At 73.2% G+C, this 14,024-nt stretch carries 8 protein-coding genes; 4 read left to right on the top strand and 4 right to left on the bottom strand.

Going from position 1 to position 14,024, the window contains the following annotated elements:
- Positions 1–87: 87 nt before the first annotated feature.
- The 4 genes from ACIP5K_RS26615 to ACIP5K_RS26600 all read right to left on the bottom strand — a co-directional run bounded on the left by ACIP5K_RS26615 (position 88) and on the right by ACIP5K_RS26600 (position 7,629).
- Entirely contained in the window at positions 88–969 is an 882-nt protein-coding gene (locus ACIP5K_RS26615) for a carbohydrate ABC transporter permease (RefSeq protein ID WP_401413379.1), read from the bottom strand.
- Complete coding sequence (locus ACIP5K_RS26610; protein WP_401413377.1) at positions 966–2,420, bottom strand: carbohydrate ABC transporter permease; 1,455 nt, start codon at positions 2,418–2,420, stop codon at positions 966–968. The genes ACIP5K_RS26615 and ACIP5K_RS26610 overlap by 4 nt, the downstream gene beginning before the upstream one ends.
- 7 nt (positions 2,421–2,427) lie before the next feature.
- Complete coding sequence (locus ACIP5K_RS26605; RefSeq protein ID WP_401413375.1) at positions 2,428–3,795, bottom strand: ABC transporter substrate-binding protein; 1,368 nt, start codon at positions 3,793–3,795, stop codon at positions 2,428–2,430.
- Between the two features lie 669 nt (positions 3,796–4,464).
- Positions 4,465–7,629: an FHA domain-containing protein gene (locus tag ACIP5K_RS26600; protein WP_401413373.1), complete on the bottom strand. Its 3,165-nt coding sequence runs from the start codon at positions 7,627–7,629 to the stop codon at positions 4,465–4,467.
- A gap of 410 nt (positions 7,630–8,039) precedes the next feature.
- Here ACIP5K_RS26600 and ACIP5K_RS26595 point away from each other — a divergent pair, with 410 nt between their 5' ends.
- The 4 genes from ACIP5K_RS26595 to ACIP5K_RS26580 all read left to right on the top strand — a co-directional run bounded on the left by ACIP5K_RS26595 (position 8,040) and on the right by ACIP5K_RS26580 (position 13,909).
- On the top strand, positions 8,040–9,683 hold the full coding sequence (locus ACIP5K_RS26595; protein WP_401413371.1) for a serine/threonine-protein kinase: 1,644 nt from the start codon (positions 8,040–8,042) through the stop codon (positions 9,681–9,683).
- Between the two features lie 130 nt (positions 9,684–9,813).
- Positions 9,814–11,049, top strand: coding sequence for a serine/threonine-protein kinase (locus ACIP5K_RS26590; protein WP_401413369.1), 1,236 nt, complete (start codon positions 9,814–9,816; stop codon positions 11,047–11,049).
- Between the two features lie 589 nt (positions 11,050–11,638).
- Positions 11,639–12,742, top strand: a complete 1,104-nt coding sequence (gene prfB, locus ACIP5K_RS26585) for a peptide chain release factor 2 (RefSeq protein ID WP_401413367.1) — start codon at positions 11,639–11,641, stop codon at positions 12,740–12,742.
- 315 nt (positions 12,743–13,057) lie between these two features.
- Entirely contained in the window at positions 13,058–13,909 is an 852-nt protein-coding gene (locus tag ACIP5K_RS26580) for an LPXTG cell wall anchor domain-containing protein (protein WP_401413366.1), read from the top strand.
- Positions 13,910–14,024 lie beyond the last annotated feature (115 nt).

The raw sequence follows: 14,024 nt of genomic DNA, 5'->3' as shown, positions 1-14,024 counted from the left end.
GCGGCATGTGGGGGAATCGCCCCTATTACGGCCGCAGGGGCGGCCCGGAAGATTCCGGTCCGCCCCTCGGCCCCGCCCGGCGCGCCCCTACTTCACGGCGCCCGCCATCACGCCCGAGACGAAGTGGCGCTGGAAGGCGAAGAACACCGCGAGCGGAATGATCATCGAGATGAACGCGCCGGGGCCGAGCACGTCGACGTTGTTGCCGAACTGGCGTACCTGGGTCTGGAGCGCGACCGTGATCGGCTGGCTGCCGGCGTCCGTGAACACCAGCGCGACCAGCATGTCGTTCCACACCCACAGGAACTGGAAGATGCCGAGCGAGGCGATCGCCGGCGCGGCCAGCGGCATCACCACCCGCACGAACAGGCGCAGTTCCCCCGCCCCGTCGAGGCGCGCCGCCTCCAGCAGCTCGCGCGGGATCTCCGCGAAGAAGTTCCGCAGCAGGAACACCGCGAACGGCAGGCCGAACGCGACGTGGAAGAGGACCACGCCGAGCACCGAACCGAAGATGCCGATGTCGCCGAAGAGCTTGGCGATCGGTACGAGCGCCAGCTGCACCGGCACCACCAGCAGCCCCACCACGACCAGGAACCACCAGTCGCGGCCGGGGAACCTCATCCACGCGAACGCGTAGCCCGCCAGCGAGCCGATCACGATGACCAGCAGCGTCGCCGGGACCGTGATCAGGACGGTGTTCAGCAGCGACGTGGTGATGTCGGAGTTCTCCAGCAGCTTGCTGTAGCTGTCGAAGGTGAGCTGCGACGGCTTGGAGAACACCTTCCACCAGCCGCTCGCCGCCATCTCGTCGGGGGAGCGCAGCGAGGACAGCAGCAGTCCGACGGTCGGCACCAGCCAGAGCGCGCCGACCACGAGCAGCACGAACTGCACGAGCCCGCCGCTGAGCTTCTCGCCGATCCGCCCCGCGACCGACCGCTTGCCCCGCACCGTGTCGTCGATCGCCGTCATCGCCGCGCCTCCTGCCTGAGCCGACGCATGTTGAACCACATCACCGGGATCACGAGGAGGAGCAGCAGCACCGCGATGGCGCTGGCCAGGCCCTCGTTGTTCTCGTTGAACGCCGACAGGTACAGCTGGAGGGCCAGGACGTTGGCGTCGTCCTGGCTCGATCCCGGCGCGATGATGTACACGAGGTCGAAGATCTTCAGGACGTTGATCATGAGGGTGACGAGGACGACCGCCAGGACCGGTGCGAGCAGCGGCACCGTGACCCGCCGGAACACCTGCCACTCGGTGGCCCCGTCCACCCGGGCCGCCTCCAGGAGTTCGCGGGGGATGCCGGCCAGTCCGGCGCCGATGAGGACCATCGCGAACCCCGCCCACATCCACACGTACGCGACCATGATCGAGGTCGTCACGATGTTGAGGTAGAGGTCGAAGCCGCCCAGGTGGACGGTGAAGTACTTCTTGTCGCCGAGCCAGTCGACGCCGTTGTACGCCTCCTTGAAGTTCGAGGCGGGCAGCCGCAGTTTCGCCCCGTCGGCCGCGGCGGGCAGGGTGAAGGTGCCGTCGGCGGCGGCCGTGGTGGACGCCACCACCGCGCCGTTCTTCACGGCCTCGACCCGCATGCCGGGATAGCCGGCCTCGGAGGGGTCGACGGCCTTCGCGGTGCCCGCGCCCTTGCCGAGCGTGAAGTCCTGCCAGAGCGTGCCGGTGACCTTGCCCGGCGCGGGAGTTGCCGCCTTCGCCGGTTTCGCGCCGTCCGGCATCTGGTCGGCGGCGACCCCGACCAGCGGCAGCAGGTACGCGGTGCCCGTCCGTACCGGCTGCTTGGTCAGGTACGGGCCGCCCGCCCTGCCCGCGAGCGGGTCGTCGGCCCGCGGATGCGCCTTGGGGAACGCGGACGACGAGCTGAACGTGTCGTGGACCGAGGTCCACACCGCGTTCACCGCGCCCTTGCCCGGATCCTGGTCGTACACCAGCCGGAAGATGATGCCCGCGGCCAGCATCGAGATCGCCATCGGCATGAAGACGATCAGCTTGAACGCCGTGCCCCAGCGGATCCGCTCGGTCATCACGGCGAAGATCAGGCCCAGCGCGGTGGCGACCGTCGGAGCGAGCACCACCCACCAGATGTTGTTGTTGATCGCCGCCTTGGTGTCGGAACGGGTGAACAGCGTCTGGTAGTTGTCGAACCCGATGAACGAGCCGCCCGAGGCGTCGAAGAAGCTGCGCACGACGGAGTACCCGATCGGGTACACGACGAGCGCGCCGAGCAGCACGAGCGCGGGCAGCAGGAAGAAGAACGCGACGGAGCGGCGGGTGCCGGTCACGCTCCGGGAGCGGCGGGGGGCGGGGGCGGGCCCGGGTGCCCCCGCCGACGCGGCCTGGACGGCCGGTGCGTCGGCGGGGGCACCCGGGCCGCCGTCCTTGTCGGATCCGGCGGCCGGGATGGTCATCGGCCGATCAGTCCTTGTACGCCTTGGCCGCGTCGGCCTCCAGCGTCCTCTGGGTGCCGGCGACGTCCTTGGGGTTGGCCAGGAAGTCCTGGAGCGCCTTCCACTCGCCCTTGCCGGGCGTGCCGCCGAACGCCTGCGGGGTCTGGTCCGACATGTCGAAGCGGAAGCTGTCGCCGGAGTCGACGAGCGCCTTGGCGATCGTGCGCTGCACCTCGTTCGGGTACGCGGACAGCTCGACGTTCTTGTTCGGCGAGAGGTAACCGCCCAGCTTGGCCTGGATGGTGGCCGCGTCGGGGGAGGCCAGGAACTTCACCAGGGCCTGCGCCGCCGGCGAGTCCTTGAAGATCACCGCGGCGTCGCCGCCGCTGACCACGGGCGCCTTGTCGCCGACCGCGGGGAACGGGAAGACCTTCGCGTCCGTGCCGACCTTCGCCTTGGTCTGCTGGATGTTGACCTGCACGAAGTCGCCCTCGTAGACCATGGCGCCCTTGGGCTGGTCGCCGCCGGTGAAGGTCTGCTCGACGGACTTCGTGAACTCGGTCTGCAACGCCTGCTTGTTGCCGCCCGCCAGATAGTCGCTCTTGCCCCACAGCTGGGCCAGCGTCGTCAGGGCCCGCTCGACCGACGGATCCGTCCACTTGATCTTGTGCGCGGCGAGCTGGTCGTACTTCTCCGGGCCGGCCTGCGAGAGGTAGATGTTCTCGAACCAGTCGGTGAGCGGCCAGCCGTCGGCGCCGCCGACCGACACCGGCGTCACCCCGGAGTCGTAGACGGCCTGGCAGGTGGCCAGGAAGTCCTTCCAGGTCTTCGGCTCCTTCGCCGCCGCGTTCTGGAAGACCGCCGTGTTGTACCAGATCAGCGACTTGTTGGCGGCCTTGTAGTACGCGCCGTAGTTCTTGCCGTCGACCTTGCCGAGGTCCTGCCAGCCCTGGCTGTAGTTCTTGGCCAGCTCGGCCTGCACGTCCTTGTCGAGCGGCTTCGCCCACTTCTTGTCGACGGCCTGCTTGATGGCGCCCGGCTGCGGCAGCATCGCCACGTCGGGCGGGGAGCCGCCCGCGACCTTCGACCCGATGAAGTTGATGATCGGATCCTGCGCAGGTACGAACGTGACCTTGGCGCCCGTCCGTTTCTCGAACTCCGCCAGCACCTGCTTGAAGTTCTTCTGCTCGTCACCGGTCCACACGGCGGCGATCTCCAGCGACTTGCCGTCCAGCTTGGGCAGTTGGAGGGAGGAGCCGGAGGAGGTGTCCTTCCCGCTCGGCTCGTCGTCGCTCTTGTCGTCGCCCCCGCAGGAGGTGAGCGCGAGGGTGAGAGAGCCCACGGCCAAGGCCACGGCTGCTCGGCGGAAAGTGGGTGTCCGAAGGGTGCTGCGCATCACTGCCCCGTTCTCGTCCTGAAGGCTGAACGTCCGTACTGAGCGCTGTACTTGTGTCGTGTCGTGCGCTCTGGTCTACGCCCGGCCAGGGAGAACCGGCAAGGGTGCCCGCCCGTTCCCACCGGTGATCGTGACGGGGTCGTGATGCGTCGACGCCGCGACGGGGCGCGTGGCCCGGCCCCGCCCCACCCCTGGGTGGTCTTTCGTGCGCGGCTTTCGTCGTGGCTGGTGGCGCAGTTCCCCGCGCCCCTGGGGTCGTCTTTCGGGTGCGCCGCCGTCGTGGCTGGTGGCGCAGTTCCTCGCGCCCCTGGGGTCGTCTTTCGGGTGCGCCGCCGTCGTGGCTGGTCGCGCAGTTCCTCGCGCCCCTGGGGTCGTCTTTCGGGTGCGCCGCCGTCGTGGCTGGTCGCGCAGTTCCCCGCGCCCCTGAGACGCGCACTGCGTGCGCCGTCTCATCGCCGCGAGGATCAGCGCCCCGTCAGGGGCGCGGGGAACTGCGCGAGACGCGGCCACCGGCCGGTGGGTGGCGACGGGGCCCGTGGGGCAGGCGCGGGTCTTTCAGGGGCGCGGGGAACTGCGCGAGACGCGGCCACCGGGCCGTGCCCGAAAGACCACCCAGGGGCGCGGGGAACTGCGCGAACAGCCCCCGCCGGGCGGCACGTGGTGACGGGGTCAGAGGAGGGAGGGGACCTCGCGGGCCGAGACCGAGCGGGCGGCCCGCTCCAGGGCGCTGGCGAGGAGGGCCAGATCCGTCGGCCCGTTGCCCAGCTCCCGTACCGGCCGCCGATCCGGAGGATCCCCCATCCGCGCCCAGTCCAGCACGACGACGGTCGGCCGGAGCGTGGCGGTGCGCGGAATGCGCCCGGTGACCCGCCCGGCCTGCACCCCCACCTCCCGCCCGTCGGCCCCGAGGAGCCGCCCCCGCCCCGGCGCCGGCTCCTCGGCACCGCCTCCGCGCACGGCGTCGAGCACCACGCGCGGCCGAGCCGTCCACCCCGGCGCCCCGCCGGAGGCGAACGCGGCGACGAGATGCACCCCGAGCCGCTCCCCGTCCCGCGCGACACCCTCCAGCGCCCGCACCACGGACCCGGCGGCCGGCCGCCCCGGCGACCCCAGCGGCGGCGCCAGCAGCGCGTCCAGATCGTCGACGACCACCACGAGCCGCGGCAGCGGAGGCGCCGCCTCCGCCTTCTCCCGCGCCGCGCCGGGCCGCAGCCGCATCGTGGGCATCGTGGTGCTCGGCGGCGTGTCGAGGTCCCCCGTGTCGGCGCCGGAGGCGGGCGCGCCGCGCTGCGAGACGAGCCGCCCCGCCACGGTGCGCTGGGTGTGCCACTCGGTGAAGTGCGTACGCCCTATCAACTCGGCCCGCCGCTTCAGCTCGGTGCTCAGCGACTGGGCGAACTCCCGCATCCGCACCGGGTCGTTGGCCGCGAGGTGGGTCGTGACGTGCGGCAGGTCGGTACAGACCCGCAACCCGTCCGAGGCCCCGGAGGCCCCGCCCGACCCGCCGGTGCCGCCCTGCCCGTCGATGAGGACGAGACTGAGCCGGTCCGGCCGCTCGGCGGCGGCGAGCGACGCGGCGACCGAGCGCAGCAGCTCCGTGCGACCGCTGCCCGCCGGCCCCTCGACCAGCAGGTGCGGCCCGTCCGCGGCGAGATCGACCCCGACCGGACCGCGCGGCCCGGCGCCGAGCACCGCCCACACCCGGCCGCCCAGGGACTCCGGATCGTCCGAGGCCGCCGCCCAGCGCGCCATCAGCGACGCCGGGGTGGCCCGGGCGAGCCCCAGCTCGTCCAGCAGCCGGGCGGCCGGCGGCAGGGGCGCCGACACGCGCGTGTGCGGCGCGCCCGAGGTGCCCGTGCCCTCCGTGCGCAACGGCGCGAGGGCCCGCGCGAACCGCTCCGCCCACGCCAGCGACACGGCGTCCACGGTGGCGACGGTGCCGTGTCCGACGGGCCGGCCCTGCGCGGCCCGGTGCAGCCGCAGCGAGGTCGCCACGTCCCCGCTGAGCAGCGCCACGGCGCCGCACGCGCGGAAGGCCGGGCTCTGCGCGCAGGCCGCCTCGTAGGTCAGGTCGACGGGGGAGGCCGGGGTGGTGGCCGCCGTCTCGGACAGGCACACCACGTGGATCCCGGCGGCGCCCCCTTCGGCGGCGAGCCGCACGGTCGCCTCCCGCAGGGTCGCCGAGCCCGGGTCGCCGTCGACGACGACCACGGCGGCGGCGTCCGGACGCAGACCCGCGGCGTGGTCGTCGAGGCGGCGCAGCAGCTCACCGGTGCGGGCGGCCGCCTGCTCCCGGTCGTACGCGAGCAGCAGCCGGCAGTCCTGCCCGTGGGCCGGGCGCACATGGGGCAGCCAGCCGAGCCAGGACCACTCCGCGATCCGCTCCGCCTCGGGCCGCGCCCGGTCGGTGCTGATCAGCACGATCTCCAGGCGGTCCGGCGCGTGCAGCGCCGCGAGCTGGGCCACGACCGCGCGGGCCAGCCCGGCGAGCCGGGCGCGCGGCCCCGCGAGCCCGAGCGCCCCCGCCTCGGCGAGCCCCACGGTCACCGGGACCGCGGGCAGCACCCCGGCCCCGCCGGGGCCCGGCCGGTCGACGGCGCCGAGCCGCACGGCCAGCGCCTCCGGGTGCCCGGCGCCCCGCTCCCACAGCCGCGGCCCGGGACCGAGCGCGGTGAGCAGCAGAGTGGCGGCGTCCGGCCAGGTCTCGGCGGCGGGCGCGGCGGGCACGGCGGGCGCCGCCCCGGAGGCGGTCCGGGGCGCGGGCACGCCGGGCTGCTGCGGGGCGCGCAGCGTGTACGGCTCGTGGATCGCGTGCTCCGCGTCGAGGTCCTCGGCGCTCTGCGCGTACCGCCCGTGCTCGGCCTCCGGATACCGCTCGTCGCGGCCCGGGCCGCGCCGCAGCAGCCGCCCGAAACCGCCGCGCCGGCGCGGGGCGCGGGGCAGCTCGGTGCCGCGCGGCGGGGTGCCGGACCCGGTCCGCTCCAGGTCGGGCGCGGAGCCCTGTCCCGGCACGACGGGCTGCGTGTCCCCGGCCGCCGCGTCACCGGCGGCGCCCCAGGACGCGTCCCCGTACGTGTGCCGGGTCTCGTCGGACGGGACCACCGAGGTCAGCGGCGCTCCGGAAGCCGCACCCGGTGCCGGGGTCGGCCGGGCGGGGGTGTCGGCGGCGGGCGGTCGCCGGACGTCCGCCGTGCCGAGGGCCACCCGCACCTGCCCCTCGCCGTCGGGCGCGGTCGCCAGCGGTGCCGTGCGGGCCGTGTCGCCCCCGGCGGTGACCCGCAGCGCCGACTCGCCGAGGCGCAGCAGCGTGCCGGGGGCCAGGCGCACGGGGCGCTCGTCCAGGGGGCGGCCCTCCAGCGTCGTCCCGTTCGTCGAGCCCAGGTCCGCCACCGTGACCCGGCCGTCGGGGGCGAGGGTCACCGCGCAGTGCAGCCGGGAGACGTCCGGGTCGTCCAGGCAGACGTCGGCGTCGGCGGAGCGGCCGATGCGGATCTGGCCGCCGTGCAGCAGGTGCACGCCGCCCGCGTCGGGGCCCGCCACCACGTGCAGCTGGGCCGTCGCCGCGTCCGGGTCGGGGCCGGGGTCGGCGGGGCCGCCCAGCGAGAGGACCGCGCCGTCGGTCAGCGGCGGCTCGCCCAGCAGGCAGCGCTGCGGATCGAGCCGCTCATGGCCCGCGTAGAGCACGGAGGACGGCGCGTCGCTGCCCGCGACGGCCGTGACCAGGGGGGAGAGGACGGAGGCGAGCGCGGTGCCCGCGGGCGCTGTGACCAGGAGGTCGCAGACCGGGGATGCTGCGGCCTCGACGGAGGCCATGACGGTAAGCCGGATCTGCATCGCCGTCAGCGGTCCCTTCTGCGCGGGCGCCCGGGCCGGGGGACGCCCGCGGTCGCCACCGCAGATTCCCCCGCCGTCACGGGCACGTCAGCCAGTGCTGAGAGGCATCCTCGCACCTGCCACTGACACTTCGCCCGCCCCCCACCCGTAAATGATCTTGATTGGTCGGCTCTGCCCGTAAAAGTGCCTGCTCTGTCCGCCGCTCGGCAACCACGCGGCCCGGCGCTGCGTCTTTCCGTCGAACACGGGTGTGGCCGGTCGGCGAAGATCGACAGCCTGTACCTCGTACGGCGCCACTACAGTGGGTCGGAACACCCGCTGAACCCGCGGACACCCGGCACGGGACAGACCGAGCAAGACAGACCAGGCAAGTACGCGACAGTACGCAAGCCAAGCAGGGAGCGCATGACGTGCGGCCGGTAGGCAGCAAGTACCTGCTCGAGGAGCCGCTCGGACGCGGCGCCACGGGCACCGTCTGGCGGGCCCGCCAGCGCGAGACCGCGGGCGCCGAGGCGGCCGTCGCCGGGCAGCCCGGCGAGACCGTTGCGATCAAGGTCCTCAAGGAGGAGCTGGCCAACGACGCGGACGTGGTGATGCGCTTCCTCAGGGAGCGCTCCGTCCTGCTCAGGCTCACGCACCCGAACATCGTGCGCACGCGCGACCTGGTCGTCGAGGGCGAGATGCTCGCCCTCGTCATGGACCTGATCGACGGTCCCGACCTGCACCGCTATCTGCGCGAGAACGGCCCGTTCTCGCCGGTCGCCGCCGCGCTGCTGACCGCGCAGGTCGCCGACGCGCTCGCCGCGAGCCACGCCGACGGCGTCGTGCACCGCGACCTGAAGCCGGCGAACGTGCTGCTCAAGTGGGACCGGGACGAGGGCGCGGGCATGCACCCGATGCTCACCGACTTCGGCATCGCACGTCTGGCCGACTCCCCGGGCCTGACCCGCACCCACGAGTTCGTCGGCACGCCCGCGTACGTCGCGCCCGAGTCCGCCGAGGGCCGCCCGCAGACCAGCGCCGTCGACATCTACGGCGCGGGCATCATGCTGTACGAGCTGGTGACCGGCCGCCCGCCGTTCTCCGGCGGGTCCGCCCTCGAAGTGCTGCACCAGCACCTCTCCGCCGAGCCGCGCCGCCCCTCCACCGTGCCCGACCCGCTGTGGACGGTCATCGAGCGCTGCCTGCGCAAGAACCCGGACGAGCGGCCCAGCGCGGAGAACCTCGCGCGCGGGCTGCGCACCGTCGCCGAGGGCATCGGCGTGCACGCGAACAGCGCGCAGATCGCCGCCGCCGACGGGGTGGGCGCGCTGCTGACGCCGGACCCGGACCCGGCGCAGGTCCCGGACGTGCCCGGCGCCGCCGACCCCACCCAGGTGCTGCCGCACCACGCGTCCCCGTTCGGCCAGGTCGACCCGAACGCGGCGACGAGCGTCATGCAGCAGCAGGGCAACCAGGCGGGCCCCTACGGCGCCGCCGACCCGACCGCCGTCATGCCGCCGGTCCCGCCGAACCCGCCGGGCACGGGCGACCCCGACGACCCGCACCCCTGGCAGAACCAGCTGCGCGCGGCCCGCGACCGCAACGAGCAGACGCAGGTCCAGTACCTCGACCCGAACGAGGACCCGCTGCGCCGGCGCCCGCAGCGCCAGGTCCAGCAGCCGCAGCAGCAGCCGCGCCAGCAGAACTACGCGCCCCGGCAGCAGCGCCAGGCGCCGCGCTCGACCCCGCAGCCGCAGCAGCCCGCGCAGCAGCCGCGCCAGCAGCCGCAGCCGCAGCACTACGCGCCCCCGCAGCAGCCGCCCCAGCAGTCCCGGCCGCCGCGCGAGCCGCGCCGGCGCGGCGCCAACCCGATGAAGATCCCCGGTCTCGGCTGCCTCAAGGGCTGCCTGTTCATGATCGTCATCCTCTTCGTGGTGAGCTGGCTCGTCTGGGAGTTCACCCCGCTCCAGGACTGGATCGGCACCGGCCGCGGCTACTGGGACCAGCTGTCGACCTGGTTCGACGACGTGACCGGGTGGATCGGCGACCTGAGCGGCGGTTCGGGCAACTGACACAAGTCGTACGTCTCGTGCGTGACGTTGGAGATTTGTCGACATCCAGCGGGTGATTTCTCCCTCTGATGCGCTGGTTGGCGCCCGGGCCGCGTAGCTTGGGCGCCAACACGCGTCTGTAGGAGCAGTCTTGGCACGGAAAATCGGCAGCCGGTACACCGCACACCAGATCCTGGGGCGCGGCAGTGCGGGCACCGTGTGGCTGGGCGAGGGGCCGGACGGTCCCGTCGCCATCAAACTGCTGCGCGAGGACCTCGCCTCCGACCAGGAGCTGGTCGGCCGCTTCGTCCAGGAGCGCACCGCCCTGCTGAGCCTGGACCACCCGCGCGTGGTCGGCGTCCACGACCTGGTGGTCGACGGCAACGACCTGGCGCTGGTGATGGACCTCGTCCGCGGCACCGACCTGCGCACCCGGCTGGAGCGCGAGCGGCGCCTGGCCCCCGAGGCCGCCGTCGCGATCGCCGCCGACGTGGCCGACGCGCTGGCCGCCGCGCACGCCGCCGGCATCGTGCACCGCGACGTGAAGCCCGAGAACATCCTGCTCGACATGCAGGGCGCGCTCGGCCCCGGCGGCTCGCACCCCGCGCTGCTCACCGACTTCGGCGTCGCCAAGCTGATCGACACCCCGCGCCGCACCAGGGCGACGAAGATCATCGGGACGCCGGACTATCTCGCCCCCGAGATCGTCGAGGGCCTGCCGCCGCGCGCCGCCGTCGACATATACGCCCTCGCCACGGTCCTGTACGAGCTGCTGGCGGGCTTCACCCCGTTCGGCGGCGGGCATCCCGGGGCGATCCTGCGCCGGCACGTCACCGAGACGGTGGTGCCGCTGCCCGGCATCCCCGACGAGCTGTGGCAGCTGCTCATCCAGTGCCTCGCCAAGGCGCCGGCCTCCCGGCTGCGGGCCTCGGAGATGGCCGCCGGGCTGCGCGAGCTCCAGCCGTTCCTGGCCGGGATGGCGCCGCTCGACGTCGACGAGCCCGACGCGGAGCAGGACACCGACGAGCCGCAGGCGCCGGACGAGGTGCCGGTGGCGGTGGAGCGGCCCCGGCGCGGGGCGGTGCCGCTGGTGCCGGGGACGGCCTCGGCCGACTCCAACCGCGACACCCATACGTCGATGAGGGTGCCGGCGCCGGACGAGCTGGCCGGCGGTGCCCGTGGTACGGCCCGGGCGCCCCGGGCCGCGGGGGCGCCTCGGCCCGGGTCGGCGCGCAATCGGCACTCCGCGCGGCGGCGGCGGGTCACGCTCGGGGTGGTCGGTGCCGTTCTCGCTGCCGCGCTGGCCGCCGGTATCTGGACCCTCACCTCGGACGAGCCCCCCTCTCCCCCCCAGGACACCCAGACCTCGGCCCCACCGGCCCCCTGACCGAGGGCTGGTCGCGCAGTTCCCCGCGCCCCTGGGTGGTCTTTCGGGTGCGCCACCGTCGTGGCTGGTCGCGCAGTTCCCCGCGCCCCTGGGTGTGTTTTTCGGGTGCGCCACCGTCGTGGCTGGTCGCGCAGTTCCCCGCGCCCCTGAGATGCGCACTGCGTGCGGCATCTCATCAGAGAGGCGCGCCACCGTCCCGCCTCCCAGGAGAGGCGCACCAGCGTCCCGCGCCCGGGAGAGGCGCGCGGAGCGCAGCCTCTGGGGGAGGCTGCGCGTCAGCGCATGCCTCAGGGGCGCGGGGAACTGCGCGAGAAGCGGCCACCGGGCCGCAGGCGAAGTGCAACCCAGGGGCGCGGGGAACTGCGCGAGAAGCGGTCACCGGCCCGCGGGCGAAAGACCACCCGGGGGCGCGGGGAACTGCGCGAGAAGCGGTCACCGGCCCGCGGGCGAAAGACCACCCGGGGGCGCGGGGAACTGCGCGAGAAGCCGAACCCGGTCAAGGGGGTCGCGGCGCAGGTGGGAGGTGGGGCGGGGTGGCGGTGGGCGGTGCTCGGCGGAAGGCGCTTGCGGTAGACGTTAGGCTGGTGACGTGGCAGTCGTCGATGTATCCGAAGAGCTGAAGTCCCTCTCCTCGACCATGGAGTCGATCGAGGCCGTCCTGGACCTCGACAAGCTGAGGGCAGATATCGCCGTGCTCGAGGAGCAGGCGGCCGCGCCGTCCCTGTGGGACGACCCGGACGAGGCACAGAAGATCACCAGCAAGCTGAGCCACCTCCAGGCGGAGGTGCGCAGGGCCGAGGCGCTGCGCGGTCGCATCGACGACCTCTCGATCCTCTTCGAGATGGCCGAGGAGGAGAACGACCCGGACACCCGCGCCGAGGCGGAGTCCGAGCTGACCTCCGTGAAGAAGGCGCTGGACGAGATGGAGGTCCGTACCCTCCTGTCCGGCGAGTACGACTCCCGCGAGGCGATCGTCAACATCCGCGCGGAGGCCGGCGGCGTCGACGCGGCGGACTTCGCCGAGCAGCTCCAGCGCATGTACCTGCGCTGGGCGGAGCGCCACAACTACAAGACGGAGATCTACGAGACCTCGTACGCGGAAGAGGCCGGCATCAAGTCGACCAGCTTCCAGGTCAAGGTGCCGTACGCGTACGGCACCCTCTCCGTCGAGCAGGGCACCCACCGCCTGGTCCGCATCTCCCCGTTCGACAACCAGGGCCGCCGCCAGACGTCCTTCGCCGGCGTCGAGGTCCTCCCGGTCGTCGAGACGACCGACCACATCGACATCGACGAGTCCGAGCTGCGCGTCGACGTCTACCGCTCCTCGGGCCCCGGCGGCCAGGGCGTGAACACGACGGACTCCGCGGTCCGGCTGACCCACCTGCCCACCGGCATCGTGGTCTCCTGCCAGAACGAGCGGTCGCAGATCCAGAACAAGGCCACGGCCATGAACGTCCTCCAGGCGAAGCTCCTCGAGCGTCAGCGCCAGGAGGAGCGGGCCAAGATGGACGCCCTCAAGGACGCCGGCAGCTCGTGGGGCAACCAGATGCGGTCCTACGTCCTGCACCCGTACCAGATGGTCAAGGACCTCCGTACGGAATTCGAGGTCGGTAACCCGCAGTCGGTGCTCGACGGTGAGATCGACGGATTCCTGGAGGCCGGCATTCGCTGGCGCAAGCAGCAGGAGAAGTAAGCCAAACAGCTTTATCGACAAGGCAACTACCGCTCGCGGAGCGGTAGTTGCCTTGTTTTGTGGGCGAGATGTGAAGGGCTTTCTGCCTTTTACATCACAGTCACATGTCCGTAGGCCGGTCATATCCCCTGGACCGGGACATTGGGCGCGCAACGGCCTTGACGCTGATTCGAAAACTGGGAAGGGTGGCGCGCGGCATGCGTATCAGTGGGACGCGTGTGAACGGGGGACGGGTCGGACGAGACCTCTGCTGCTCCTGTATCGCGGTCCCTGGCGCTGCTCCATCGACGATTGGCTACTGGGGGTAGCAGACTGATGACCAACAAGACGCGGATCCGTGTCGCGCGGATAGCTGCCGGCGCGGTGATCGCCGCCGGTGCGTCGCTGACCGCCGCGGGGGCCGCCTCGGCCGCCGACGGCTCCGCCGGCGACGACTGTGGGCTGATCTCCGTCGTGCTGGGCTGCGACGACGGCGGCTCCTCCGACGGCGGCTCGTCCGACGGGGGCACCTCCGACGGGGGTACCTCCGACGGCGGCTCGTCCGACGGTGGCGCGACCGACGGCGGCTCCATCATCGGCGGTACCGACATCGGCGGCACCGACGACGGGGGCACCTCCGACGGCGGCGCCTCCGACGGTGGCGCGTCCGACGGTGGCACCGACATCGGCGGCACCGACGACGGCGGTGCGTCCGACGGCGGCGCCTCCGACGGCGGTGCGTCCGACGGTGGCACCGACATCGGCGGCGGCTCCGGCGACGGCGGCTCGTCCGACGGCGGTACCGACATCGGCGGCGGCTCCGGCGACGGCGGCTCGTCCGACGGCGGTTCGGGCAACGGCGGCGGTTCGAGCAACGGCGGCTCGTCCGACGGCGGTTCCGGCAACGGCGGCGGCTCCGGCAACGGTGGCGGCTCCAGCAGCGGTGGCGGCGACAACACCAACCCCGACGGCAACAACAACCCCGTCGAGCAGGGCCAGGGCAAGGACAGCCTCCAGGACACCGGCTCCGACGCCACGGAGGCCGGGTCGACGAAGAACGGCGAGCTGGCCGAGACCGGTTCCTCCGGCACCACGTTCCTGCTGATCGGCGCCGCGACCATGATCGCGGGCGGTGTGGGCTTCCGCCTGCTGCCGCGCCTCGCGGGCGGTCGCAACACCGCGGTGTGACGCGACCCGACAGTGATGTGACCCGGGGCTGACCCGGACCACGCGAAGGCCCGGAGCCGATCGGCTCCGGGCCTTCGCACATCCGCTGCGCGGCCGCCGCCGCGAAGACCGTGCC

The sequence above is a fragment of the Streptomyces sp. NPDC088785 genome (assembly GCF_044750685.1).
GTDB lineage: Bacteria > Actinomycetota > Actinomycetes > Streptomycetales > Streptomycetaceae > Streptomyces.
This window is presented reverse-complemented; position numbering and strand designations above follow the sequence as displayed.